Origin of the sequence: Paucibacter sp. TC2R-5, assembly GCF_025717605.1 — a bacterium.
Classification (GTDB): Bacteria; Pseudomonadota; Gammaproteobacteria; order Burkholderiales; family Burkholderiaceae_C; genus Paucibacter_A; species Paucibacter_A albus.
The window spans coordinates 427,465-450,419 of the sequence record NZ_JAJIRQ010000005.1; the positions used below are offsets into that span (position 1 = coordinate 427,465).

24 protein-coding genes and 1 pseudogene are annotated in these 22,955 nt (G+C 61.9%); 14 read left to right on the plus strand and 11 right to left on the minus strand.

Annotation, left to right across the window (positions count from 1 at the left end; all coding sequences use genetic code 11):
- Positions 1-45 precede the first annotated feature (45 nt).
- The 3 genes from gmhB to LNV08_RS14560 are packed head-to-tail and all read left to right on the plus strand — an operon-like array spanning position 46 to position 2,315.
- Entirely contained in the window at positions 46-666 is a 621-nt protein-coding gene (gene gmhB, locus LNV08_RS14550) for a D-glycero-beta-D-manno-heptose 1,7-bisphosphate 7-phosphatase (RefSeq protein ID WP_263534441.1), read from the plus strand.
- Positions 666-1,460, plus strand: a complete 795-nt coding sequence (locus tag LNV08_RS14555; RefSeq protein WP_263534442.1) for a lysophospholipid acyltransferase family protein — start codon at positions 666-668, stop codon at positions 1,458-1,460. The genes gmhB and LNV08_RS14555 overlap by 1 nt, the downstream gene beginning before the upstream one ends.
- Before the next feature lie 12 nt (positions 1,461-1,472).
- Positions 1,473-2,315 carry a M48 family metallopeptidase gene (locus LNV08_RS14560; RefSeq protein WP_263534443.1) on the plus strand — a complete coding sequence of 281 codons (843 nt, stop codon included), beginning with the start codon at positions 1,473-1,475 and terminating at the stop codon, positions 2,313-2,315.
- 318 nt (positions 2,316-2,633) lie between these two features.
- On the opposite strand, the gene LNV08_RS14565 is transcribed toward LNV08_RS14560, so the two are convergent.
- Positions 2,634-3,782, minus strand: coding sequence for an MBL fold metallo-hydrolase (locus LNV08_RS14565; protein ID WP_263534444.1), 1,149 nt, complete (start codon positions 3,780-3,782; stop codon positions 2,634-2,636).
- A 107-nt stretch (positions 3,783-3,889) separates the two neighbouring features.
- Here LNV08_RS14565 and LNV08_RS14570 point away from each other — a divergent pair, with 107 nt between their 5' ends.
- Together LNV08_RS14570 and LNV08_RS14575 are read left to right on the plus strand one after the other, a co-directional pair.
- Positions 3,890-4,306, plus strand: a complete 417-nt coding sequence (locus LNV08_RS14570) for a MerR family transcriptional regulator (RefSeq protein WP_263534445.1) — start codon at positions 3,890-3,892, stop codon at positions 4,304-4,306.
- A 118-nt stretch (positions 4,307-4,424) separates the two neighbouring features.
- The gene (locus LNV08_RS14575; protein WP_263534446.1) at positions 4,425-7,310 is read left to right on the plus strand and encodes a histidine kinase dimerization/phosphoacceptor domain -containing protein; all 2,886 of its coding nucleotides are present in this window, start codon (positions 4,425-4,427) and stop codon (positions 7,308-7,310) included.
- A gap of 174 nt (positions 7,311-7,484) precedes the next feature.
- On the opposite strand, the gene LNV08_RS14580 is transcribed toward LNV08_RS14575, so the two are convergent.
- Together LNV08_RS14580 and LNV08_RS14585 are read right to left on the minus strand one after the other, a co-directional pair.
- Entirely contained in the window at positions 7,485-8,075 is a 591-nt protein-coding gene (locus LNV08_RS14580; protein WP_263534447.1) for a PEP-CTERM sorting domain-containing protein, read from the minus strand.
- 274 nt (positions 8,076-8,349) lie between these two features.
- Positions 8,350-8,784 carry a PACE efflux transporter gene (locus LNV08_RS14585; protein WP_263534448.1) on the minus strand — a complete coding sequence of 145 codons (435 nt, stop codon included), beginning with the start codon at positions 8,782-8,784 and terminating at the stop codon, positions 8,350-8,352.
- A 197-nt stretch (positions 8,785-8,981) separates the two neighbouring features.
- Here LNV08_RS14585 and grxC point away from each other — a divergent pair, with 197 nt between their 5' ends.
- Together grxC and LNV08_RS14595 are read left to right on the plus strand one after the other, a co-directional pair.
- A complete protein-coding gene (grxC, locus tag LNV08_RS14590) occupies positions 8,982-9,245 on the plus strand; it encodes a glutaredoxin 3 (RefSeq protein WP_263534449.1) in 264 nt (87 codons plus the stop codon).
- 49 nt (positions 9,246-9,294) lie between these two features.
- Entirely contained in the window at positions 9,295-9,948 is a 654-nt protein-coding gene (locus LNV08_RS14595; protein WP_263534450.1) for a pyridoxamine 5'-phosphate oxidase family protein, read from the plus strand.
- Here LNV08_RS14595 and LNV08_RS14600 read toward each other — a convergent pair.
- Positions 9,941-10,840: a LysR family transcriptional regulator gene (locus LNV08_RS14600; RefSeq protein ID WP_263534451.1), complete on the minus strand. Its 900-nt coding sequence runs from the start codon at positions 10,838-10,840 to the stop codon at positions 9,941-9,943. The two genes, LNV08_RS14595 and LNV08_RS14600, sit on opposite strands and share 8 nt — an antisense overlap.
- Before the next feature lie 151 nt (positions 10,841-10,991).
- Here LNV08_RS14600 and LNV08_RS14605 point away from each other — a divergent pair, with 151 nt between their 5' ends.
- Positions 10,992-11,540, plus strand: coding sequence for a carboxymuconolactone decarboxylase family protein (locus LNV08_RS14605; RefSeq protein ID WP_263534452.1), 549 nt, complete (start codon positions 10,992-10,994; stop codon positions 11,538-11,540).
- A gap of 83 nt (positions 11,541-11,623) precedes the next feature.
- Complete coding sequence (locus tag LNV08_RS14610) at positions 11,624-12,100, plus strand: nuclear transport factor 2 family protein (RefSeq protein WP_263534453.1); 477 nt, start codon at positions 11,624-11,626, stop codon at positions 12,098-12,100.
- A gap of 49 nt (positions 12,101-12,149) precedes the next feature.
- Here LNV08_RS14610 and LNV08_RS14615 read toward each other — a convergent pair whose 3' ends face one another.
- Positions 12,150-12,689 carry a cysteine hydrolase family protein gene (locus LNV08_RS14615; protein WP_263534454.1) on the minus strand — a complete coding sequence of 180 codons (540 nt, stop codon included), beginning with the start codon at positions 12,687-12,689 and terminating at the stop codon, positions 12,150-12,152.
- 100 nt (positions 12,690-12,789) lie between these two features.
- A complete protein-coding gene (locus LNV08_RS14620; RefSeq protein WP_263534455.1) occupies positions 12,790-13,167 on the minus strand; it encodes a TipAS antibiotic-recognition domain-containing protein in 378 nt (125 codons plus the stop codon).
- Positions 13,168-13,505: 338 nt separating this feature from the next.
- Here LNV08_RS14620 and LNV08_RS14625 point away from each other — a divergent pair, with 338 nt between their 5' ends.
- Entirely contained in the window at positions 13,506-14,141 is a 636-nt protein-coding gene (locus tag LNV08_RS14625) for a glutathione S-transferase family protein (protein WP_263534456.1), read from the plus strand.
- 19 nt (positions 14,142-14,160) lie between these two features.
- Positions 14,161-16,260, plus strand: coding sequence for a pyridoxamine 5'-phosphate oxidase family protein (locus LNV08_RS14630; protein WP_263534457.1), 2,100 nt, complete (start codon positions 14,161-14,163; stop codon positions 16,258-16,260).
- On the opposite strand, the gene LNV08_RS14635 is transcribed toward LNV08_RS14630, so the two are convergent.
- Together LNV08_RS14635 and LNV08_RS14640 are read right to left on the minus strand one after the other, a co-directional pair.
- Positions 16,238-17,668 (minus strand): MATE family efflux transporter, encoded by a 1,431-nt coding sequence (locus LNV08_RS14635; protein WP_263534458.1) that lies wholly within the window; start codon positions 17,666-17,668, stop codon positions 16,238-16,240. The two genes, LNV08_RS14630 and LNV08_RS14635, sit on opposite strands and share 23 nt — an antisense overlap.
- 185 nt (positions 17,669-17,853) lie before the next feature.
- Positions 17,854-18,918, minus strand: a complete 1,065-nt coding sequence (locus LNV08_RS14640; RefSeq protein ID WP_263534459.1) for a zinc-dependent alcohol dehydrogenase family protein — start codon at positions 18,916-18,918, stop codon at positions 17,854-17,856.
- 96 nt (positions 18,919-19,014) lie between these two features.
- On the opposite strand from LNV08_RS14640, the gene LNV08_RS14645 reads away from it, so the two are divergent.
- From LNV08_RS14645 to LNV08_RS14655, 3 genes are all read left to right on the plus strand, one after another.
- Positions 19,015-19,644 (plus strand): TetR/AcrR family transcriptional regulator, encoded by a 630-nt coding sequence (locus LNV08_RS14645; protein ID WP_263534460.1) that lies wholly within the window; start codon positions 19,015-19,017, stop codon positions 19,642-19,644.
- 215 nt (positions 19,645-19,859) lie between these two features.
- On the plus strand, positions 19,860-20,360 hold the full coding sequence (locus tag LNV08_RS14650) for a YHS domain-containing (seleno)protein (protein WP_263534461.1): 501 nt from the start codon (positions 19,860-19,862) through the stop codon (positions 20,358-20,360).
- A gap of 38 nt (positions 20,361-20,398) precedes the next feature.
- The gene (locus LNV08_RS14655; RefSeq protein WP_263534462.1) at positions 20,399-20,686 is read left to right on the plus strand and encodes a DUF2282 domain-containing protein; all 288 of its coding nucleotides are present in this window, start codon (positions 20,399-20,401) and stop codon (positions 20,684-20,686) included.
- Positions 20,687-20,790: 104 nt separating this feature from the next.
- Here LNV08_RS14655 and LNV08_RS14660 read toward each other — a convergent pair.
- The 3 genes and pseudogenes from LNV08_RS14660 to LNV08_RS14670 form a co-directional block, all read right to left on the minus strand.
- Positions 20,791-21,639 (minus strand): annotated as a pseudogene (locus tag LNV08_RS14660) (DUF535 family protein); the annotation flags it as partial.
- A gap of 111 nt (positions 21,640-21,750) precedes the next feature.
- The gene (locus LNV08_RS14665; RefSeq protein ID WP_263534463.1) at positions 21,751-22,368 is read right to left on the minus strand and encodes a porin family protein; all 618 of its coding nucleotides are present in this window, start codon (positions 22,366-22,368) and stop codon (positions 21,751-21,753) included.
- 467 nt (positions 22,369-22,835) lie between these two features.
- A partial coding sequence (locus LNV08_RS14670; RefSeq protein ID WP_263534473.1) for an IS3 family transposase occupies positions 22,836-22,955 on the minus strand: 120 nt, incomplete at its 5' end.

Consider the following 22,955-nt stretch of genomic DNA (forward strand, 5'->3'; position numbering starts at 1 on the left):
GAAGCACGACAAGGACGATTGATGCGCTCCGACCACAGCCACACCATGAAGCTCGTCATCCTCGGGCGAGACGGGACGCTCAATCAATACCGCGATGACCATGTCAAAGTGGTCGAGGAATTGACCCCGCTGCCGGGCGCCTTGGAAGCGGTGGCGCGGCTCAATCAGGCGGGCTGGCACACCGTGCTGGCCACCAACCAGCCCGGCATCGGCCGTGGCCTGTTGGACATGGCCTCTTTGACGGCTATTCACATCCGCCTGAATCAGTTGTTAGCCGAAAAGGGCGGCCGCTTGGATGCAGCCTTCTTTTGCCCGCACACGCCGGAGGAGGGCTGCGATTGCCGCAAACCTCTGCCGGGGATGCTGACGCAAATTGGCGAGCGCTTTGGCGTTGATCTGGGCCAGGTGCATATGGTGGGCGCCTCACTGCGTGATTTGAAAACCGCACAAGCGGCCGGCTGCATACCGCACTTGGTGCGCAGCGACCGCTTGGGCGATCTTGATGAAAGCCAGCTGGCCGCCTTGCTGGACTTGGTGCCCGGCGCCAAGCTGCATGACAGCCTGAGTGCTTTTGCCGAAGGCCTGATCAATACCGAACGCCGCAACAAGGCCGATGCCCGTGGCGAGTCCCTAGCCCTGAATACCGGTCCTGGAGACCTGACCTGATGCCTCTCTTTTTATCTGCTCTGCGCTCCTTGTTGTTCGTGCTTTTTCTGATCATCACGGTGATCCCCTGGGCGACGGCGGTTTTGCTGATTTCTATCGTCGCCAAGGGTGACCGGGTCTATTGGGCTTGCGCGGCCTGGCTGCGACTGGCGATTTATGGCGCGCGCTATATCTGCGGCGTGCAGTGGCGCTTGCATGGCATGGAGAATCTGCCGGCCGAGGCCGACACCAAATCGGCAGTGATTCTCTTGTCCAAGCATCAAAGCACCTGGGAGGCTTTTGCCTACCCTGCGCTGATGTCGCACCCGCTGGCCTATGTGTTCAAGCGCGAGCTGCTGTATGTGCCCTTCTTCGGCTGGGCGATGGCCCGTATGGACATGATCCATATCGACCGCAGCAAACGCGCACAGGCCTGGGCTAAGGTGGCGGCGCAGGGCAAGCGTTTGGCGGCGATGGGGCATTGGGTGATCATGTTCCCCGAAGGCACCCGTATCGCGCGTGGCCAAAAAGGCGAGTACAAGTCCGGTGGCAGCCGTTTGGCAATCGACACCGGCGTGCCCATCGTGCCGATCGCGGCGACCTCGGCGCGCTGCTGGCCGCGCAAGAGTTTTTTGTTGCGCCCCGGCGTCGTCGATATCTCTTTTGGCAAGCCCATTGCCTCGGTGGGCCGCGAGTCGGCCGAGCTGATGCGTGAGGTGGAGGGCTGGATCGAAGCGGAAATGCGCCGTTTGGACCCCGAGGCTTATGCGCCAGAGGCCTCCAGCGACGCGGCCACGGTCGCCGCCAAGCCCTGACGACTTAACGCCATGCTCAAGCGCCTCGCTCAGCTGTTGCAAGAACCACCGCAGCTGTCTTTGTTTGGTGCGCCATCTCCGCCATCCCCGCCTTCGCCACCCGCGCCCACAGGCCCCCAGGCACGCGTCAAAACCGAGGCCAGTCCCTTGTGTGAGTTGCACCTCGGCGAGCAGCGCGTCGCATATGAATTGCGGCGTGCGCGCCGGCGCAGCATCGGCTTTGTGATCGGCAGTGAAGGGCTGCGCGTCAGCGCGCCGCGATGGCTGCCGCAGGCCGATATCGAGCGAGCACTGTTGCAAAAATCAGACTGGATTTTGCGCAAGCTGGTCGAGCAGCGCGAACGTGCGCGACGTGTCGAAGCGGCCCGGATCGAGTGGCGCGACGGCGGCAGTTTCAATTTTTTGGGCCGGCTGATCTGGCTGCGACTGGATCCTGAGGCCAGAGGTGTGCGGCTGGATGAATCCGGCGTGCTGCTCAAGCTGGGCCTGCCTCTGACGGCTTCGCAAGAGCAGGTCAGGGATGCCGTGCAAGCTTGGCTTAAGCGACAAGCGCGGGCCGCGTTCGAGCCGCGCTGCCAACATTTCGCTGCAGCACTGGGGGTTCAGATGACGCAGCTGCGCCTGAGCTCGGCGCAAACCCGTTGGGGCAGCGCCAGCGCCGACGGCAGCATCCGGCTGAACTGGCGGCTGATTCATTTCGCGCCCGACATCATTGACTATGTCGTCGCCCATGAGTTGGCCCACTTGCGCGAAATGAACCACAGCGCACGCTTTTGGGCGGTGGTTGCTTCGGTCTTGCCCGGCTACGAGCAAGCGCGCAGCCGGCTGCGCGAAGAGTCCATCATTGCCGAGTAGCGGCGCGCCTGGCCTGTTGGCGCAATATCTGAATACCTAGCAAACACCAAAAGACGCTGGTCTATCCCACCAAAGAGGGGGATTGTGGATTCGTGGCTAGCCAAGCAAACTGTGCGTATTAGCTGTCATCACCTGCATCAAGAGTCTGCGCCGGCGCAGATTCGCTCGAAGGACCTTTGATCTTCAACAGGCCCACACCCATGGCAAAGGCCTGGTTCGAGTCGGATGCGATAAAAAGGGCCGAGAACCCGTCGTCGTCGAGCTGTCAAAAGCTCAGCGGCGGCGGTTTTTTTTTTCCGCTCTGCCGGCGATATCAGTTCAGACGGCGCTGAAGCGGTAGATCCCGTCCGCATCCAAGCTGCGTCGCAGTTGCCCACTCAGCCACAGCGCATTCAAATGCGCGACCGACTCGCCCATCGCAAACGTGGTCTGGTGCAGATCGAGCTTGCGCTTGAACATCATGGCCAGCAACTCGGCCGCATGGCAGGGTTTGGCGGCGCAGGCTTGCTGCACCTCGGCCAAGCGTTCGGCGTGGTGTTCGCGCAACTGGTCGATGCGGGCGTGCAGGCCGGTGAAGGGTTTGCCATGCGAGGGCAGCACCAAGGTGTCGGCCGGCAGGGCGAGCATGCGCTCCAGTGATGCCAGGTAGAGCGTCAAAGGGTCGGCCTCGGGCTCGACATCGACAACCGACACATTGGTCGAAATGCGCGGCAAGACCATATCGCCGGAAATCAGCAGGCCTAAATCCGGGCAATGCAGGCTGATGTGCTCTGGCGCGTGGCCATAGCCGGTGTGGCAGACCCAGTCGTGGGCGCCGATTTTGATGCTCAGGCCATCCATCAGTCGATGGAAGCTGCTCGGCACGGCCGGCACCATGCTGGGGTAATAGCTGGCACGGCCGCGAATCTTGGCGAGTGAATCTTCGTCCGTCAGGCCGTGGCTGGCAAAGAAGCTCGCCGCTGCCTCCCCGCCCATGCCCACGGTCGAGCCGCTGGCCAGCCGGGCAAGATTGAAGTCGGTTGCGCTGATGGATAGCCGGCATTCACGGTTCGCCCCCAAGCTCACCGGCTTTGCCGCGTCGCCCCCCCCGAGGGGGCTGGCCTCGCCTTGGGGCGGCTCTGCGGCGCGGCCGCTCCACCTCTCGGTCAGCCAAGCCGCCAGTCCGATATGGTCCGGGTGAAAGTGCGTGACGATCACGCGCAACACGGGCAGCCCCTCCAAATGATTTGCAAACACCTGCTCCCAGTTGGCGCGGGTAGCGTCATTGGCGACGCCGCAGTCGACGATGGCCCAGCCATCCACACCATCCACATGGTCCCGCAGCAACCACAAATTGATATGGTCGAGCGCAAACGGCAGGCCCATGCGCAGCCAGCGTACGCCGGCTGCGATCTCCAGCACGCTGCCGGCAGCGGGCAGCGCGTCGCCCATGGGGTAGAGAAGTTCTGACTCGCGGGGATTGGCCATTTTTTTAGTCAGTTGATGCCCGAGCTACTCGCTTCGCTCGGGCGGTCCGGCACACAAGGTCGTAAACTGACGTTTACGTTAACGTCACTGAAGCTCCCAGTTTAGCCATGAGTACCCAAGCCAGCGTCGCCCCGACCTCCGACAGCAATGGTCGCTTGTTCACCATCACCGAATTGGCGGCCGAATTCGACATCACGCCGCGCGCGATTCGCTTCTACGAGGACATGGGCCTGCTGGAGCCGTCGCGGGCCGGGCGCAACCGGGTCTACACGCACCGCGACCGCACCCGCTTGAAGCTGACCTTGCGCGGCAAGCGCCTGGGGCTGACGCTGCAGGAGATCAAGCAACTGGTCGATATGTACGACGCCTCCACCGGCGCCGCGCCGCAACTGAAAGCGTTTTTGCAGGTCTTGCAGCAGCATCGCCAAGCGCTGGAACAGCAACTCGATGACATCGAGATCACCTTGGCCGAAATCAGCCAGCACGAAGAGCGTTGCCAAAGCCTGTTGGCCGAGCGCAAGTAGGCCTGTTTTCGTCGCTAAGATCCGGCTGAATCGATTCCATTCTTCAGCCCATGTCTCTCAGCACAGAAGCCCTCCAGGTCTTGGTCATAGACAAAAGCCTCGACGAGCGCCAGCCCGAATGAGCGCCTGGCTGGCCCGCCTCGGTATTCGCCAGCAAATCTATGCGCTGGTCTTGCTAGTTTGCTTGCCCTTGGCCGCGATGCTGACTTGGCAGATGGCGTCGGAGTTGGCCCATGTACGTAACGAAGCGGATGAGCGGGTTAAAGAAATGGCCCATGGCCAGGCGGCCAATCTGAGTCGCTACTTCGCGCAGCAAGAAGCTTTTCTGGCCCGCCTGGCCGAGATGCCGGGTATTCGGTCCATGGATCCCGCCGGCTGCGAATTGTTGATGCGCGATCTGGTGGTCTTGGATCCGCGCCTGAGCAGCCTGGTGCTGCGTGATTTGCAGGCCCGGCCGATTTGCTCGACCTTGCCCACTTTGGCTCCCGCCACCGAGATGAGTCACTCGGTCGATTTTGTCCAGGCTTTGAAACATGAGGGTTTCACCGTGGGTGGCGTCGAGCCCGGCTCGGGCAGCGGGCACTGGGTTTCGTTGCTGTCATACCCGGTCCGCAACCCCCAGGGCGAAAGAATAGGTCTGCTTCGCATGGTGGTTGACCTGCAAAAACTCAGCGCCGATTTGTTGGTCGGACTGCCCTCGACCGCCTTGACCACGGTGGTAGATCAGCGTGAAGGCATTGCCATGCGATCCGTCGGTGCCGACAAATACATTGGTCAAGCGGCACCCGGCGCAGGCACCGAAGCCGCAAGGCGTCAGCGTGACGGATTTGTATCCGTTCAGGGTATGGACGGCGTTGTGCGCCGCATGGCCTATCAAACCTTGCCGGGCAGCAACTGGCGGGTGGTGGCGGGCCTGCCCGAGGCCGAGGTCTTGATTGAATTTCATGCTGCCTTGCAGCGGACCATTGTTGCGGGGCTGGCGGTGCTGGTGTTGGCCCTGCTGTTGGCTTGGCGTTTGGGGCTGCGGGTGGCCGGGCCGATAGACCTTTTGGCCGACACCGCGCGGCGCGTCGCGGCCGGCGATCAGGAGGCGCGCGCTGACCTGGCCGGCAGCGCCGATGTGCGCCAGGTGGCCGCGCAATTCAACCTGATGCTGGATGCCTTCAAGCGCGAAACCCAGGTCCGCGAGCGCGCCTTCGCCGATCTGCAGCAAAGCGAGGCGCGTTTTCGGGCCTTGATCGAGTTGTCTTCCGATTGGTACTGGGAGCAAGACGAGAATTTCCGCTTCACCACCATGACCGGCCTGAATGGCGCCGCGCTCAACAGCTCGCGCCAGTCCCGCCTAGGGAAAACTCGCTGGGACCTGCCTTGGGTGGATATGGAGGAGCAGGTTTGGCAGGAGCATCGGGCGCTGCTGGAGCGCCATGAGCGCTTCGATGAGTTTCAGATGAGCCGGATCGAGGCCAACGGGCAACTCGCGGTCTACCTCAGCTCAGGTCTGCCCCGCTTCGATGCCGAGGGCAAATTCCTCGGCTACCACGGCGTGGCCCGCGACGTCACCGCTGCCCGCAGCGCTGCCGCTCTGTTGAGCGCCACGGTCGATCGCTATCAGCAGGTTTTGGCCAATGTCTATTACGGCATCTTGCTGGTCAATAACGACGGCACGGTCGATTACGCCAACCAGACCTTTTGCGATATGTTCGGCTTGAACCGCCTAGCGGCCGAATTGATCGGTATGGACAACGAGATGATGATGAAGACCGCCAACCTCAGCTTGGCCAACCCCGCAGCGGGCCTGGCCCGAGTGGCTGAATTGCTGAGTCAGGGCATCGCGGTGCACGATGAAGAAGTTGCCTGCACCCATCAACGTACGCTCTTGCGCGACTTTGTGCCCTTGATGATCAATGGCGAGCCGCGCGGGCGCTTGTGGGTGTTCCGTGACATCACTCAGCGGCAAAAAACCGCCCTTGCCCTGCAGCTCAACGAGAGCCGGCTGCGCATGGCCGAAGAGCTGGCCGGTATCGGCAGCTGGGTTTGGCCGGTGGCCAGGGGCGAGCCGGTGTGGTCCGATCAGATGTTCAATATTTATGGCCGCAAGCGGGCCGACGGTGTGCCCGCTTCCGGCGCTTGGAAAGAGTCCGTCCACCCGGACGACCATGAGCGTCTAGCGCTCGCCATTCAAAGTGCCCGGTCTTCGGCCCAGCAGTTCAGCATCGAGTACCGCATCCATAGCCTGGATGGGGGCGAGCTGCGACACATCTCCTCCAAAGTGGTCTCGGTCGCTGACGCCCAGGGTCAGGTCTTGCATGTGTGGGGGGTTGATCAAGACGTCACGGCGCAAAAGCTGGCGCAGCAAGTGTTGCAAACCTCCTTGAATGAAAAAGTTGCCCTTCTCAACGAGGTTCACCACCGGGTCAAGAACAACCTGCAGGTGATCACCAGCTTGCTGAGGCTGGAGGCCAGGCGCAGTGCCGAGCCGGGGGTCAAGACCGTGTTGGATGAAATGCAGGCGCGCATCCGCTCGATGTCCTTGCTGCATGAGTCGCTCTACCGCAGCGGTATTTTTGCGGCGGTCGATCTGGCTAAGTATCTACGCCAGCTGACCGGCGAGGCCTTCCGGGCACAGGCTCCGGATGGCGGCATGCTGCGCCTGGTGCTGGATTTGAGTCCGCTGCGAATGAATATGGACCAAGCCATGCCTTGCGGCCTGTTGGTGAACGAGCTGATCTCCAATTGTTTGAAGCATGGCTTTCCACCCGGCAGTCAGGGCGAGGTCCGCGTCTCCTTGCAGCCGTTGGCCGATACCGACTACTGGCGTTTGCAAGTCAGCGACACCGGGCTCGGTCTGCCGGCTGATTTTGAAGTTAGGCGAAAAACATCCTTGGGTCTGCAACTCGCCAGCGATCTGGCCCGTCAGCTCGGCGGCGAGCTGGAAATCGGCCCCGGCCCCGGGGCCAGCCTGGGTGTGAGCTTCAAGGTGCAGCAGGTGGCTCAAGAGAAATGAGCTAAGCCGTGAGCGAGGCGTGCAGCGCCAAGCTCTTGGCCGTGGTTCGCCATCTGATCCACGGGCGGGGCGGCCTTTGTGTTGAGCTTCTGAGCCAATCCTGGCCTTTGGCGCCATGAAAAAGGGGCCCGTAGGCCCCTGAAAAGACTGGCACTGAGCTGATCATTTGTCGGATCAGGCGGGCCGGCGGCGACGAGCGACAAAACCAACGGCTGCCAAGCCTGCCACCATCAAGGCATAGGTTTGCGGCTCCGGCACCGGAGCGGCCACGATGGTGATGGTGACATCGTCAACCTTGAGGCCAGCCACGCCAGCCAGACCGGAGGTCGCGAAATTCAGGCTGTAGTCGCCTGCAGCCAGCTTGTTCAGAGGGGCCATCGAGAACGCCTTGCCATTGTTGGCGCCCGGGTTTGCAATCAAAAAGCCTAAGCCCGTGGACGACAGATTCCAACTCTGGTTTTGCGGGCCGGTCAGCGACACCGTGCTGGTGTTGCCGAGCGCCTTGTAGTTGAAGGACACATCAAGCGAGGCCAGCGCGCCGACAGTGAACGAGTAGCTTGAAGAAGTCGCGCCCAAGGCGGACAGCCACATGTAGTCATCAGGGCCAAACGCATTGAAGTACCCGCCGGTGAAGGATGAGCCGCCATTGAAGTTCTCGCTATAGACGGTCGTGCCGACTACCGGCGTGGTCTTCGCCACGGTCGCGTTGGCGGCGCCGAACGAAGCGGCAAGCAAGGCAGCAAATGCAATCTTCTGGAAGTTCATGGGGCAGTCCCTGAGTTGTTTGTTACGGAGTTTGTGAGGGCCAAGGGTTTCGGCCTGGACTTGATTCTGATCAACTCCTGCGAATCAACCATCCCTGGCTTGCGGGGGGGGGGGGGGGGGGGNGGGGGGGGGTAGTCAAAACGTGCATTGCTGCACAAATGGCGATGAAGCACCTGACACACCTAGTCACGATCCTCATGAACACATCGAAGCGGCAAAACTGCATGCTCAGGACAGTTCACTGAGCTTGACCTGAACGGCTGTGCTGGATTTCCTATGTCTGCGTTGGCGGCGCGGCCGACTGGGGCAAGCCAAAGACACGGTCAAAAGCCCAGGTGAAGGCCAGGGCATAGACGAAGAAGAATACCAACACCCCCAGGTCCGCCACCAGGGCATGGAGCAGCGAGGTGTTCAGCCACCAGGCCATGATGGGGACCAGCCACACGACGAGGCCGCCTTCGAACCCAAGACCATGCGCGAGCCTGCGTTTGAAGGAGCGGCCCTTGATGGACTGCCGGGCTTCCCAGCGCTCGAACCAGCCGTTGAACAGATAGTTCCAAGCCAGAGCCACCGTGGACATCAGAACCGCCAGGCCGAGCGTGGAACTCAAGGCTTGCTCAAACATCAGCGCCAGGGCAGGGCCGACGGCAGCCACGGCGAAAACTTCGTAGAGCAGGGCTTGCACGACGCGGCGAGTTCTTGGGTTCATAAGCGGCCCAGCATAGCGCGCCGGCCTCTGTGCGCCGGCTGTGTGGCCGAACCGCGCGCTTCCGGACCGCCGGTTACGGCGTTGGGGTGCAGGTGATTGTTCCAGTTCTCGCATAAGTGAATTGACGGCTGAGGAGATTCCGTCTGCGGGCGGGCTCCCGCATAGTTCGCTCCTCGCCAAGCCAAAAGGAAATCCTCATGTCGAACGCCGTCACTCTTTTTCACACCTCGACCTGCCCCTACTGCACCCAAGCCGAGCGCTTGCTGGCTCGCCACGGTGTGACCGATGCGGTCAAGCTCAATATCGGCCAAAGCGCCGAGCTGCGCGACCAAATGGTGGAACGCACCGGGCGGCGCACCGTGCCGCAAATCTTCATCGGTAGCCAGCATGTGGGCGGCTATGACGATCTGCTTGAGCTGGAGCGTCGAGGGGATTTGGCACCCTTGCTGAAAGCCGCCTAGACAGCAGCAAAACAGCTCAAGCTAACTGAATAAAACACTGGAGCCCGCCATGAGCCGCGCCTATGCAGACATTGCCTTCACCGCTTCGGTCCGTGCCATGCAGTCGCGTATGGGCAGCCGTGCGGCTTATGCAGGGCTCGACCATGCGCCCAAGAGTCCTGTGAGTTTGGGCGGGCAAGAGGCCGCCTTCATCCGCGAGCGCGATGGCTTTTACCAAGCCACCGTGAGCGAGACCGGCTGGCCCTATCTGCAGTTTCGGGGCGGGCCGGCCGGCTTCTTGAAGGTTTTGGACGGCCAGACCTTGGGCTATGCCGACTTCCGCGGCAACCGTCAGTACATCAGCGTCGGCAATCTGCAGGGCAATGAGCGGGTCTCGATCTTCTTGATGGACTACGCCAATCAACGCCGTTTGAAGATTCTCGGCCGGGTGCGCTTGCTCAGTGACCCGGCAGACCCTGAATTCTCGGCAACGCTGGCGCGGCTGGAACTGCCCGGCTACCGGGCGCGGGTCGAGCGCGCGGCCATCATCAGCGTCGAGGCCTTTGATTGGAACTGCCCGCAGCACATCAGCCCCAAATTCTCCGAGGCCGAGATCGACGAAGGCATTGCGCCACTGCGGGCGGAGTTGGCGCGCTTGCGGGCCGAAGTTGCCGAGCTGAAGGTCAAGGTGGCGGGTTCCGTGACAGCCGCAGGCCTCAGTTGATCGCAGGGTTGGCGCGCAGGCGCTCGATCGCCAGATCCAGAAATGCCCGCGCCTTCTTGGAGGCATGGCGGCCTTCGCGGTGCACCAAGTGGATGGGCAGATCCGGCGGCTCGAACTCGCTGAGCACGATCTTGAGCCGGCCCGCGCGCACATGCTCGGCCACTTGATAAGACATCAGCCGCGAGAGCCCAAAGCCCGAGGCCACGGCTGCCACGGCCGAGTCATTGGTGGTGGTCAGCATGCGTGGCTGCAGCTTGATCAGCTTGGGCTCGCCCTTGTCGAACAGCCGCCATTCCGGCGTCGGCGAGACGGCGTTGGCGGACACGATGCTGTGCTGCGTTAGCTCCTCGGGCGTCTGTGGTGTGCCGTGAGCGGCCAGATAGTCGGGCGAGCCACAGATCACCCGCCGCACTCGACCCACACGTACCGCCTGCATGCTGGAGTCGGGCAGCTCGCCCAGACGCACCGCTACGTCCACACCCTCGTCCATCATGTTCACCACCCGGTCCAAGAACCAGCAGGATGCGTTGACCTCGGGGTAGCGTTGCAGGTATTCGGTCACGATGGGGGTAACAAACAGAGCGCCAAACAGCACCGGCGCGGTCAGCGTCAGGCGGCCGCGCGGCGCGCCATGCATGCCGCTGACCGACTCATCCGCCTCGGCCAGATCGGCCAAGACGCGCCGGCAATCCTCGACATAACGCGCGCCCGCATCGGTCACCCGCACGACCCGCGTGGTGCGTGTGAAAAGGCGTACGCCCAGGTGCGCTTCCAGCTCGCTGATCGCCCGCGTGACGGCCGGCGGCGAGATGTTCAGCTTGCGCGCAGCGCCGGCAAAACCGCTGGCATCCACCACGGCCACAAAGACATTGATCAGGTGCAGACGGTCCAATTGTTTCTCCTGGCGTAACGGTGTATTGGTGGCGCAGGTGATTCTAATCAGGAGGCGAATCAAGGACAGTTCAGTCATTCGCTGCAGACGCACAAACTCCGGAACGTGCCGACAGACGAATGACCTCACTTCTCTTCTCAAGGAAACCACCATGTCACGCATCAGCATCCCTTCCGTTGACCAATCCCTCGCCGCTTCCAAGCCATTGCTTGCCGCCGTGCAGCAGCAACTCGGCGTGGTGCCCAATTTGATGAAGCTGGTCGGCCACAGCCCGGCCGCGCTGGAAGGCTATCTGGCGCTGAACGGCGCGCTGGCCAAAGGCAAGCTGAGCGTGCAACTGCGCGAGCGCATCGCCCTGACGGTGGCCGAATTCAATGCTTGCGACTACTGCTTGTCCGCCCATAGCTACCTGGCCACCAACGTCGCCAAGATCAGCGCCGCCGAAGTAGCCGCCGCCCGCGATGGCAAGTCCGACGATGCCCGCACCGCCGCAGCGCTGGCTTTTGCGCGCCGCGTGTCTGAGTCGCGTGGTCAGGTGGCCGACGCCGATCTGGCTGCCTTGCGCGCCGCCGATTTCGATGAAGCCAGCGTGGTCGAGATCGTGCTGAATGTGGCGCTCAATGTGCTGACCAATTACGTCAACAATGTGGCGCACACCGACATTGACTTCCCCGTCGTGAAGGCCAAGTCGGCAGTCTGATATCAAGCTCAGAGCAGGCTTTAGCTTCGGCCGAGTCATGGTGACTCGGCCGAACACTCAAAGAGTTGAGCAGAGGAAACCTCATGAATCTAGAAGCACCCCGTTTGCCGCTGCCGCCATTCACCCGCGAGAGCGCGATTCTGAAAGTACGGCTGGCCGAAGACGCCTGGAACAGCCGCGACCCGCAGCGCGTGTCTATGGCTTACACGCCGGACAGTCGCTGGCGCAACCGCAGCGAGTTTCCGCGCGGCCGTGAGGAAATCCGGCAAATGCTGGAGCGCAAGTGGGCACGCGAGTCTGATTACCGTTTGATCAAAGAGTTATGGGCTTTTGACAGTCACCGCATCGCCGTGCGCTTCGCTTACGAATATCGCGACGAAGCCGGCAATTGCTTCCGCGCCTACGGCAACGAGAACTGGGAATTTGATGAGCTGGGCTATATGGCCGTGAGGCACGCCAGCATCAACGATCTGCCGATCCAGGCCAGCCAGCGCCTGTTCCATTGGCCTCTGGGGCGCCGGCCCGATGAGCATGCGAGCCTGAGTGATTTGGGGCTTTGAGTCTCCACCGATTCTTGGATGCCCCTAGGGTGTGACCGACCAACAGCCCTTAATCAATCCTCAGTGCCGCTGCGCTGACTGGCGTGGCCCTTGGCCCGAAGCTGGTGATATTGGACAGCGTTGCGGTGTGGTGGGCCGTGATCTGCGCGGCGCTCAGGATACCGTTGTCTATGGTCGAGTGCCCATCGGAAATCAAGCTGACGGCATAGCCAAGTCCAAGCGCGCGACGCGTAGTGGTGTCCACGCAGAATTCGCTTTGCAGCCCGCAGATGATCAAGTGCTGAATGCCGCGACTTTGCAACTCGGCCTGCAGGGCCGTATTGTGGAAGGAGTCGGTCGCCGTCTTGGAAATGATGACATCCGTACTGGCGACATTGAGGCCTTTTGCCAAACGCCAACCCTCGCTGCCGTGGTCCAGCGGCCCGCCGCCCTTGGTTTCATGTTGAATCAAGATGACCGGCGCAGCAGCTTCCCGCGCCTTGGCACTGACTTGATTGATACGCTCGATCAGCCCTTGGCTGTCGAAAGCTGCGTACTCACCAAAACACAGCGCGTTTTGAACGTCAATGATGAGCAGGGCTGTATGCATGGAATACCAGGTGAGAGCTGTGAGTTAGACGGCAGCCTGCCTTGCGGCCCGCTGTGTCAAGAATGGAAGAAGGTCTGAGTTTGCAGGCTAGAGCATGGACTCACAGCTTTGCTTGGGCATATTCAAACATGCCTTGCGCAAGGAATTCAACCATCTCGGGGTGGAAGCCATTGTGGAAATCGCGCATGCCTTCGTTCTCGGCATAGAACAGGCTCATGCCGATATAGGCCTCCCTGGACGGTATGTAAAAGCGCGAGGCGATGGAATAGTGCCGGGCGATCAGGGCCTGGATCGTCGGGGCCCTAGCTTCTGAGGAATCAATCAGGGGCGCCAATTCTTTGTACAAATTGGCCCAGTCTGCATGCACTTGCTGCCTATCGACATGCGCCCAGTTGTTGGTTTGCTCAAGTGAAAGGCTTTGTTCCTTGAGCATTGCTGCGCGGCACAGCTCGAGGTATTCGCTTGTAGGTACTTGCATTTCGAGAAATCGTGTCCGGTCAGCAGATTGGATCGGCGATTGTAAGGGTGCCTAAGCGAATGCTAACGATTAAGTCGAGCGGTTTACCTGAGCAAAGGCGGAGTGCCATCACGGACCGCCACATGCGCCTTAAATCATGTGACAGATGGGGCAAGCGGGCGTTCATTCATGGTTTATTCCGCATTTCGGAATAGTGACTTGCTTGCGCCGGGGATTCTATTGGGGGCGTGATAGGAGGACAGTTCAGTCATTCGCTGCACAGCAAGGCAGCGAAGGCAGAAATCGAAACCCGATTGAGCCCCTTTCTTTGTTTCACACCTCATCTTTTGGAGAACCCCATGTCCGCAGCAATCAATCACTCCGTCAAGCTCTACACCTTCCCTTTGTCCGGTCACGCACACCGCGTGCGGCTGGCACTGTCCCTGCTCCATGTGCCGACCGAATTGGTCGAAGTGGATCTGCGCAAAGGCGCGCAAAAGCAGCCCGGCTTTCTGGCGCTGAACCCATTTGGCCAGGTGCCGGTGATTGAAGACCAAGGCACGGTGGTGGCCGACTCCAATGCCATCCTGGTCTACCTGGCTCGCAAATACGGCAATAACGACTGGCTGCCCGCCGACCCGGCCGGCGAGGCTGCCGTGCAGCGCTGGTTGTCGGTGGCGGCTGGCCTGGTGGCCTTCGGCCCCGCAGCGGCTCGCTTGGTGACGGTGTTTGGTGCTGGCTTCAACGCGACGGAAGTGATCAATCGCGCCCATGGCCTGCTGAAGGTGATGGATGCTGAATTGACAGGCCGCGACTTCCTGCTCGGCGCCAAGCCCAGCATCGCCGACATTGCCAACTACAGCTATATCGCCCATGCACCGGAAGGCAATGTCTCGCTCGCCGACTATCCTCATGTACGTGCCTGGTTGGCCCGCATCGAGGCCTTGCCCGGTTTCGTCGGTATGCAAAAGACCGCAGTGGGCCTGGCAGCCTGATCAGTAGAAGATAAGCATCATGTCGACCAACGAATTCATCGCCCCAGCGGGCTCGCCCTGGCATAGCGGCGAGCGCAGCATCCACCAGCGCATGGGCAATGCCGCGCAGCTGGAATCGTTCGGTCGTCGGGTCATCCGCGACTACATGCCCGATCAGCACCGGGACTTTTACAAGCAACTGCCCTTTATGGTGATCGGCGCGCTGGATGCCCAGGGCCAGCCCTGGGCCAGCTTGATCGAGGGCGAGCCTGGTTTCATGCATTCGCCCGAGCCCAAGCGGCTCGATGTGGGGGCGCTGCCGGGCCGGGGTGACCCGGTGCGCGCCGCCTTGCTGGCCGGGGCGCCGATAGGCATGCTCGGCATCGAGCTGCACAGCCGGCGCCGCAACCGCCTCAATGGGCAGGTGCTGGCGGCCGATGCGGGCGGCTTCTCGCTGCAAGTCGGGCATGCTTTTGGCAACTGCCCGCAATACATTCAACACCGCGATTTCTCGTTTGCGCGGCCACCTGCCGACGAGCATCAAGCGCCGCTGGAGCAACTGACGGCGCTCGACGCCGAGGCTCGCGCGCTGATCGCGGCGGCCGACACATTCTTTGTCGCCAGCGCCCATCCCGGCGGCGAGGCCGACCATCCCTTGCCGACGGTGGACGTGTCCCACCGGGGCGGCAAGCCGGGCTTTGTGAAGATTGCAGGTACTGAGGATTTGCTGCGCATTCCCGACTTCGCCGGCAATATGCATTTCAATACCTTCGGCAATCTCATGCTCAATCCGCGCGCCGGCCTGGTCTTCGTCGATTTCAGCAATGGCGATGTGTTGCAACTGGCCGGTGAGGCCCAGATTCAGTTTGAAGGCCCGGAGATCGCCGCCTTCCAGGGCGCCGAGCGGATCTGGACCTTCCGCGTCACGCAGGTGCTGCGCCGGCGCGGCGCGCTGGCCTTGCGCTGGGCACTGCAGCAGTTTTCGCCCAATTCCTTGATGACGGGGTCTTGGGAAGCGGCCGAGGCCAGCCTCGCTGCGGCGGTGCTGAAGCAACAGTGGCGGCCTTTCAAGCTCGTCCGCGTGGTGGATGAAAGCAGCACGGTGCGCAGCTTCTATCTGGAGCCGGCCGATGGCCATGCCTTGCTGCCCTTCCTGGCTGGCCAGCATTTGCCGATTCGCGTCAAGGTGGACGGTGTGTCTTTGATGCGCACCTACACCTTGTCGGCCGCGCCGAGCGACGGCTTTTATCGTCTCAGCGTCAAGCGGGGCGGGCGGGTGTCGGAGTTTTTGCACGATCAGTTCAAGCTTGGCGATTTGATCGAGGCGCGTGCGCCGCAAGGTGACTTCACGGTCGACGCGCTGGAGCGCCGCCCGCTGGTGCTTTTGGCCGGCGGCATTGGCGTCACGCCGATGCTAGCTATGCTGCGCCATGTGGTGTTCGAGGGTCTGCGCAAGCGCAGAGTTAGACCGACCTACTTCTTCTACTCGACCCGCCACATTGCAGAGCGCGGCTTTGATGCCGAACTGGCCGAGTTGGTGCAGCGCGCCAAGGGTGCGGTGCGGGTGTTGCGGGTGACGGATGCGCCGGAGGAGGGCGCTGTCGCGGGGCGCGACTTCGATGTGCTGGGCCGCATCGACATGGCGCTGCTCAAAGCCCAGCTGCCCTTTGATGACCATGACTTCTTCCTCTGCGGGCCGCCGCCCTTTATGCAGGCCCTGTATGACGGGCTGCGTGATTTGCGCGTCAGCGATGAGCGCATTCATGCCGAGGCTTTTGGCCCGGCGGCTATGCAACGGCGCCAAGATGTGACTGTCGCAGTGCCGGAACTGGCACCAGTGGCCAGCAGCGATGTGGCGGTGCAGTTCGCCGAGTCCAGCAAGGAGGCGCGCTGGACGCCCGCCAGCGGCAGCTTGCTGGAGCTGGCTGAGGCGCGCGGCCTGAGCCCCGAGTTCTCATGCCGGGGTGGGTCTTGCGGCAGTTGCCGCACCCAGGTGCTGGAGGGCGAGGTGACTTATCTGTCGCCCCCGGCCTTCAAGGCCGCGCCCGGCGAGGCCTTGATTTGCTGCGCGATGCCGGCGGCACCGCGTGATCAAGGTCAGGGCAAGGTGGTACCAATCAAGCTGGTGTTGAAGCTCTAAGGTCAGCCTGCGGCAAGTTTTCTCGCGCCACCCGGCGCAGCAGCGCAGAAAGCGCCACCGCCGCGATGGTCAGGCCGACGATCAGCGCAATCCAGAAGCCGCTTGCCCCCATCGCCTGCTTGGGCGCCCAAGGCAGCCAAGCCGGTGCCAGCCCCAGCACGCAACCCAAGGGCAGCGCAAAACCCCAGAACGCGGTCAGGTGAATCACCATCGGCGCGCGCGTGACCTTGTAGCCGCGAATCGCACAGCTGGTGGCGACTTGAGTCGCGTCCGAGAGTTGAAAGATCGCTGCAAAGATCAGCAAATGCGCGGCCAGCGCGGCCACGGCCGCGTCGCCGGTGTAGGCCGCGGCAATCTGCTGGCTGCACAAGGCCATGAAGGCCGCCGAAGCGCAGGCCAGCGTCAGGGCCGTGCCCACGCCTACCCAGGACCGAAAGCGCGCCTGATACGCATCCCCTGCACCCAAAGACTGGCCCACGCGCGTCAGCAGTGCGATGCCCAGACTCAGCGGCAACATGAACATCAGCGAGGCAAAGTTGAGCGCAATTTGATGGGCGGCCACTTGGGTGGTGCCGAACTTGGCCACCAGCAAGGCAATCAGGCTGAAGGCGCTGCTCTCGGCAAAATAGGTCACGCCTATCGGCAGGCCTAACTTGAGCAGGCTGCGGATCTCGGGCCAGTGCGGGGCCTCCCAATGCGAGAACGGCCAGGTGCTGCGGTAGGCCGAGCTGCGGCGCATCCACCACAGCAGGCCGCCCAGGTTGAACCACACACACAACATCGTGGACCAGGCGCAGCCCAGGCCGCCCAGCTTGGGCAACCCCCAGTGACCGTAAATAAGCAGCCAGTTGAGCAGCACATTCAGCCCTAAGGCGGCGAGCGCGATCATCATCAGCGGCTTGGTCTGGTTCAGGCTGGCGCTATAGCCGTAGAGCACCCGGTAGCAGGCAAAGGCGGGCAGCGCCAGGCTGGTGACGTGGACGAAGCTTTTGGCCAACTCGCGCACCAGCGGGTCCAACTCCAGCAGGTCAAACACAAGGCTGGACAGGTTGATCACGAGGATCGCCAGCAGGCCCAGGCCCAAGGCCTTCCACAAGGCCTGGCGCACCACATGCGGCACCTTGTGAAACTCCTCGGCCCCGACATGATGGGACACGATGGGGCTGACCGACATCATCACGCCCATCAAGGTGATGATGACCATGCTCCAGATCGAGGCCCCCAGCGAAACGCCTGCCAGATCTTGCGCGGAGGCATTGCCGGCCATCGCCACATCGGCGACCGACATGCCTACCGTGGCCAACTGGCCAATCAAAATCGGCCAAGCCAGTTGCCAAAGTGCGGACACTTCGGCCCGGATCTGAGCGCGAGAAGGCTTGGAGTGGGGGTGCGGGTTCAAATGATTCATCGAATAAGGTCGGCAGCGGCCAAGGTTGGCCGCAGTCTTGGCGCGGCTGCGCCGACCGCGATTGTCGGAGCGATTTGCTCCTTGGCCGCAAGCGAGTAGCTGTTTCTCCGCAACAAGCAGTTTCTCGCCGTGCTCATCGAGCCGCGTGGCTAGCGCCGAGCACTGAATAGCCGCCCGGCCAGCCTTCAGAACTCGATCACCAGTTTGCCGAAGTGAGCGGCCGAGCGCAGTCGCTCGTAGGCCTCGGGCACTTGCTCAAAGGCGAAGCCTTGATCGATCACGGGATGCAACTGCTTCTCCGCCATGAAGCGATTCAAACGCTCGAACTGCTCCACCGAGCCCACGCAGATGCCGTTGATGCTGGCGTTCTTGAACTGCAGTGGCAGGATATTGGGCTGCGAGGCGAAGCCGGTCAACACACCGATCTGGGCGATCTGACCGCCGGGCGCAATCGCGTTGATCGAACGGTCATAGGTGTCGGGGCCGCCCAGTTCCAGAATATGGTCGACCCCGCGCCCATCGGTCAAGTCCAGCGTGACGCGGTCCCAGTCGGGTGTGTGCCGGTAGTTGATGGTGTGCCAGGCGCCGAGCGCGCGGGCGCGGGCCAGCTTCTCGTCGCTGGAGGAGGTCACGATCACCCGCGCACCCGCCGCGCTGGCCAGTTGCAGCCCGAACAGCGCCACGCCACCTGTGCCTTGCACCAGCACGGTGTCGCCGGCCTTTATGCGGCCGCGTTCGAACAAGGCATGCCAGGCGGTCAGGCCCGCGCAGGGCAGGGTGGCCGCCTCGGCCAGGCTCAGGTGCTCAGGCACTGCCACCAAGGCGGAGGCTTCGATCACCAGTCGCTCGCGCAAGATGCCGTCGGTCTGCCCGCCGCCCAGGGCGCGGCCCAGGTAGGTAGCCGAGAAGCGGCCCCCGGTCCATTCGGGAAAGAAGTTAGGGCTGACCCGGTCGCCCGGCTTCCAATGACTGACGCCGGCGCCGACGGCCTCGACGATGCCCGCGCCGTCCGATAGCGGCACCAGCGACTTGCCCTCACTGGCGGGCTCTTGCAGTGTCAACAGATCGCGGTAGTTGAGGCTCGCCGCGCCCATGCGCAGCAGCACCTGACCGGGGCCGACTTCGGTGTGTGCCTCAAAGCCGCTGCTCAATATGCGGCTCGCGCCTTGGGGCCGCAGGCGATAGCTGCGGTCTGCCTTGGCGGGCTGCGCCTGGGTGCTTAAGGGCAAGCGGTGGGGGTTTGCGTTCATGAGGGATTGATTCGATAAGTTGTGTACAAGTCTGTATGTTATTTCGATGAAGCGAGGCCTGTCAATCAATTGTTTATTGATCTGTACAATAATCGAATGAGCACCGAAGCCCCAAAAATCAAGCGCTCCGCCGGCCGCCCCCGTGCCTTTGATCGTCAGCTGGCCTTGGAGATCGCCCTCGATCTGTTCTGGCGTCGCGGTTTCGAGGGCACCTCGACCACCGAGCTGACGGCGGCCATGAGCATCTCCCAGCCCAGCTTGTATGCGGCCTTTGGCTCCAAAGAGGGGCTGTACCGCGAGGCGCTGGACTTGTATGTGCTGCGCTACGGCGCGCGCGTTCAGCAGTTGCTGGATGCCAAGGCGGCGGCCAAAGAAACCTTGGCCGCGCTGCTGGCTCATTTCGCCCAGCAATACACCGACCCCGGCCATGCGCCGGGCTGCATGATTGCCGGTGGCGCTTTGCAAGGCGGGCCGGCCAGTGGCGAGTTGTTGGCGCAGATGGTGATGCTGCGGCAGGCCGCGCAAGCAGGCATCCGGCTGCGCCTGGAGCGTGCGCTCAGCGAGGGCGAACTGCCCAAACGTACGGACGCCGCCGGTCTGGCGGGCTACTTTGCCATGGTGATCCAAGGCATGGCGGTGCAAGCCCATGACGGCGCCACGATGGCCACGCTGAAGCGGCAGGCCAAGCTCGCCATGGCGGCCTGGCCTGAGGCGATGCCTGAGTAAGAGTGGGCCGGTCGGCACTGTTTCAATTTCTGGAATGCTGTCTTGGACCTGGCGGTGATTCTCCAAACAAGCCCTTTCGCGCACAGTTCAGTCACTCGCTCCAGACCGGAGCGATATGAAGAAAGTGCAGTGAAGGAGACCTCCTAAGGCCCCTCGATCTGCGCGACCGACTGTTAGCCATGCTCATTGATTGATGAGCGCATTTGGAGTTCGCTATGAAAGCTGTTTTTGCCCGCCGCACCTTGCTGGCCGCCATGATCTCGACGCTCGCCGCCTTGGCCGTCATGCCCAATCTCGCCCATGCTTACGACGAAACGTCGACCAGCGCCTTGAACGTCGACGCCCATAACGTGGCAGTCAAGGGGCATGACGTGGTGGCCTACTTCACCGCCGGCAGCCCGACCGCCGGCAAGGCCGAGTTCACGGCCAAGCATGAGGGCGCTGTTTACCACTTCAGCAGCGCTGCCAACCGTGACACCTTCAAGGCCAATCCGACCAAGTACGCACCTCAGTTTGGAGGCTTTTGCGCCATGGGCGTGGCGCTGGACAAAAAGCTCGATGGCGATCCGAGCGCTTGGAAAATCGTTGACGACAAGCTCTATCTGAATGTCAACAAAGACGTGCAGAAAAAGTGGGTGGAAGACATTCCCGGCAATCTCGCCAAGGCCGGCAGCGCGTGGCCGCTGATCAAGTCCAAGGCGCCTAAGGATTTGTGAGCCCCGGCCGGCTTCAACTTGAAGACAAGGATGTTGCAATGAGTCGCTATCGAAACACAGTGAGTGTGGCGCTGGCTTGTGCCCTGGCCCTGGGCGCGGTGCAAGCGGCCCAGGCGGCAGACGCCAGCAAAGAGAAATGCTTTGGCGTTGCCAAGGCAGGTCAGAACGACTGCGCCAACTTGGCCGGCACTCATTCCTGTGCTGGTCAATCCAAGCTCGACGGCGATGCCGGCGAATGGAAACTGGTGCCCAAGGGGGAATGCAAGCCCATGGGCGGCTTCTCGCTGGCCGAGGCGAAGGTCAAGTTCGCGGCCAAGAAGGGCTGAAACGGTGTCGGCGTAGTGCTCGGCTCTCCTATCCCTGTGCTGCCCAGGCAGCCCACGCCGATAGGCAATACATGAGCCAATGCACCGGCCAAGGAGTCGGCCAAGGCCCGCAAGGTGTCGAAGCGCTTGCGGGCCTCGGAGCGTTTTTTTGACGCAATTCGGCTCAAGTCGGGCGGCGTCAATACCTCGCAGTCGAGTTGGTAGTCGCCGTCCGCGCGCGTCTGGGCGCCCATTTCGCGCCACAAGGCGTCGTAGTCGGCGAATATCTTGCCCTTGCAGGCGGCTCTGTGGTTGGCCAGGTTGGCATTGCTGACCAGCAAGAGCTTTCGGCAGCCATGCGCATGGCCTAAGTCAGACAGCAGGCGAACCATCAGGTTGACCGGACGCAGCCCATGCAAGTCGCGGGTCGCAGCGCGTATCAAGTCCAAGGCCGCCTTACCCTGCGGCCCTTGCATGCAGCCGATGGCCAGGTTCATCTGCGCGCCTTCGCCAAAGAAAGTGAAGGCGCTCGAATAAATCAGATCGCTGCCCTGCACAAGGCGCAGTACCAATTCGCCCTCGCGTTCGAGCGGGGCATTCGCCGTGATCTCAATGCCGTAGCGCAAGCCGCTCTTGCCCTCGACCTGGCCCAACAGTACCGGTGCTTGCGAGGCGCGCAGCATCAAGCCACCCCAGCCTTGCCGGGCGATGAAACGGTAGTGCGCTTGCAAGACGGCAAGGCGCTGGCGGCAGCTCAGCCGATTGCTCAGATAGGGGCGGTAGATCTTCACCAGCAAGCGCGGATTGAGCTTGACCAAGGCGTGGCCCAAAGGGTCGGCGTTGAGCCAATGCAGCCAGCGGTAGCTGGCTTTGCGGTTCAGGAAGGCACGGAGTTGCAGTTTGATGATCTCGCGCCACTGAGCAAGGCCGCTGGTCTCGTTCAGGCCGAAGTGCAGGGTGATCATCTGGGTCATGCTGGATTGAATAACGGTCAGGCCAAGCGGCAGATCAAGCGCTCGACAGGGGGCGGGAGCACCTGCATGGTGACCCCGCCGCCGGACGAGTCGTGCTGCTCGGCGCTGGGCTTAGAACTTGTAGCTGGCGCCGATCGAGAACATATTGACGGCCGCCTTGTCGCCCGCCTTGTTGTACTTGGCGCTGATGTGGTCGACATCGGCCGTCAAGCTAACTTGCTTGCTGAACGCATAGCTGAGGCCGGCGCCGAACAGTGGCGCGATGCTGTTCTTGCTCTCGCTGGCGCCGCTCTTGTAGTTGGCGGTACCGTGGGTGTAGGCTGCACCGAGTTTGCCCTTGAGCGTGAAGTCGCCGAAATTGAGTGGCAACACGCCGACGACACCCAGGCCGCCCATCTTGACGCTGCCTTGTGCGTCCTTGCCGCCGAGCTTGAGCGTGCCTTCGCCCCTGCCGGTGCCGAAGGCCAAGGCCTCAACACCCCATTGTTCGTACATCAAGCCGCCGTAGACCTTGCCGCCGAAATTGGCAGTTTTGTCGCACTTCTGGCCGGCGCTGCAGCTGATGTCGTATTTGCTGTAAAGGCCAATATTGGCGCCGACATAGGCTTCCGGCTGGGACTGTGGGCCCGCTGCGCTGGCGCTGCTGGCTGCTGCCAGGCCCAGGGCCGCGACCAGTGTCGAGACCAAAGTGGACATGGAACGGGAAAACATAACTTGCTTCTTGAACATCAGAAAAACTCCTAGGTTTGTGCCGCATCCCGGGCCTGCGCAGCAAGGCTGTTTGTGCTGCCTTGCTGCGTATTCGGGAGGCGACGGAAGGCAGTGTTTCCTTGATTGCGCCCCAGAGCCAGCGCCTTGATGGATGTCCACTGTGCCGCGCTGATCGGTACTGAAACTCGCTACCCGGCGGGCCGGTTTGCCGAGCTGTCGATAATCCGCCACTGTGTTGTTGTCCACCGCCACAGCCGCCCAAGTTCACCGACCCCTTTCAACGCTCGAGGAATCGGATAACAAAGTTTCAAAACTCTGCTCCTGTGTTGTTGCTCGAAAGAGCGGTCAATGCGCCCCTTGCATAGTTTCAAAATTTTGACCGGGCGACCGATGTCGTTGAGCGGAAACGTAAAACATAGTCTCAAAAGCCGTTGTCACTGCTCATGATTCCGTCCTTGGACTTCATCCGCTTTTGTAGACAAATCTCAGCTTCCAGTTTGAAGCTGTTCAAACGCCTTAGGGCTCAGCTGGCCGATGTGGCTGTGCCGGCGTTTGGAGTTGTAAAAGCCCTCGATGTAATCAAACACATCTGACTTGGCTTCACT

What these genes read in the sequence shown, in the direction of transcription:
- LNV08_RS14570 (WP_263534445.1), top strand. Translation starts at nt 3,890, where the DNA reads ATGAGTACCCAAGCCAGCGTCGCCCCGACCTCCGACAGCAATGGTCGC.
- grxC (WP_263534449.1), top strand. Translation starts at nt 8,982, where the DNA reads ATGTCGAACGCCGTCACTCTTTTTCACACCTCGACCTGCCCCTACTGC.
- LNV08_RS14640 (WP_263534459.1), bottom strand. Translation starts at nt 18,918, where the DNA reads ATGAACGCAAACCCCCACCGCTTGCCCTTAAGCACCCAGGCGCAGCCC.
- LNV08_RS14605 (WP_263534452.1), top strand. Translation starts at nt 10,992, where the DNA reads ATGTCACGCATCAGCATCCCTTCCGTTGACCAATCCCTCGCCGCTTCC.
- LNV08_RS14585 (WP_263534448.1), bottom strand. Translation starts at nt 8,784, where the DNA reads ATGAACCCAAGAACTCGCCGCGTCGTGCAAGCCCTGCTCTACGAAGTT.
- gmhB (WP_263534441.1), top strand. Translation starts at nt 46, where the DNA reads ATGAAGCTCGTCATCCTCGGGCGAGACGGGACGCTCAATCAATACCGC.
- LNV08_RS14580 (WP_263534447.1), bottom strand. Translation starts at nt 8,075, where the DNA reads ATGAACTTCCAGAAGATTGCATTTGCTGCCTTGCTTGCCGCTTCGTTC.
- LNV08_RS14610 (WP_263534453.1), top strand. Translation starts at nt 11,624, where the DNA reads ATGAATCTAGAAGCACCCCGTTTGCCGCTGCCGCCATTCACCCGCGAG.
- LNV08_RS14650 (WP_263534461.1), top strand. Translation starts at nt 19,860, where the DNA reads ATGAAAGCTGTTTTTGCCCGCCGCACCTTGCTGGCCGCCATGATCTCG.
- LNV08_RS14635 (WP_263534458.1), bottom strand. Translation starts at nt 17,668, where the DNA reads ATGAATCATTTGAACCCGCACCCCCACTCCAAGCCTTCTCGCGCTCAG.
- LNV08_RS14665 (WP_263534463.1), bottom strand. Translation starts at nt 22,368, where the DNA reads ATGTTCAAGAAGCAAGTTATGTTTTCCCGTTCCATGTCCACTTTGGTC.
- LNV08_RS14595 (WP_263534450.1), top strand. Translation starts at nt 9,295, where the DNA reads ATGAGCCGCGCCTATGCAGACATTGCCTTCACCGCTTCGGTCCGTGCC.
- LNV08_RS14615 (WP_263534454.1), bottom strand. Translation starts at nt 12,689, where the DNA reads ATGCATACAGCCCTGCTCATCATTGACGTTCAAAACGCGCTGTGTTTT.
- LNV08_RS14625 (WP_263534456.1), top strand. Translation starts at nt 13,506, where the DNA reads ATGTCCGCAGCAATCAATCACTCCGTCAAGCTCTACACCTTCCCTTTG.
- LNV08_RS14560 (WP_263534443.1), top strand. Translation starts at nt 1,473, where the DNA reads ATGCTCAAGCGCCTCGCTCAGCTGTTGCAAGAACCACCGCAGCTGTCT.
- LNV08_RS14655 (WP_263534462.1), top strand. Translation starts at nt 20,399, where the DNA reads ATGAGTCGCTATCGAAACACAGTGAGTGTGGCGCTGGCTTGTGCCCTG.
- LNV08_RS14575 (WP_263534446.1), top strand. Translation starts at nt 4,425, where the DNA reads ATGAGCGCCTGGCTGGCCCGCCTCGGTATTCGCCAGCAAATCTATGCG.
- LNV08_RS14565 (WP_263534444.1), bottom strand. Translation starts at nt 3,782, where the DNA reads ATGGCCAATCCCCGCGAGTCAGAACTTCTCTACCCCATGGGCGACGCG.
- LNV08_RS14620 (WP_263534455.1), bottom strand. Translation starts at nt 13,167, where the DNA reads ATGCAAGTACCTACAAGCGAATACCTCGAGCTGTGCCGCGCAGCAATG.
- LNV08_RS14555 (WP_263534442.1), top strand. Translation starts at nt 666, where the DNA reads ATGCCTCTCTTTTTATCTGCTCTGCGCTCCTTGTTGTTCGTGCTTTTT.
- LNV08_RS14645 (WP_263534460.1), top strand. Translation starts at nt 19,015, where the DNA reads ATGAGCACCGAAGCCCCAAAAATCAAGCGCTCCGCCGGCCGCCCCCGT.
- LNV08_RS14630 (WP_263534457.1), top strand. Translation starts at nt 14,161, where the DNA reads ATGTCGACCAACGAATTCATCGCCCCAGCGGGCTCGCCCTGGCATAGC.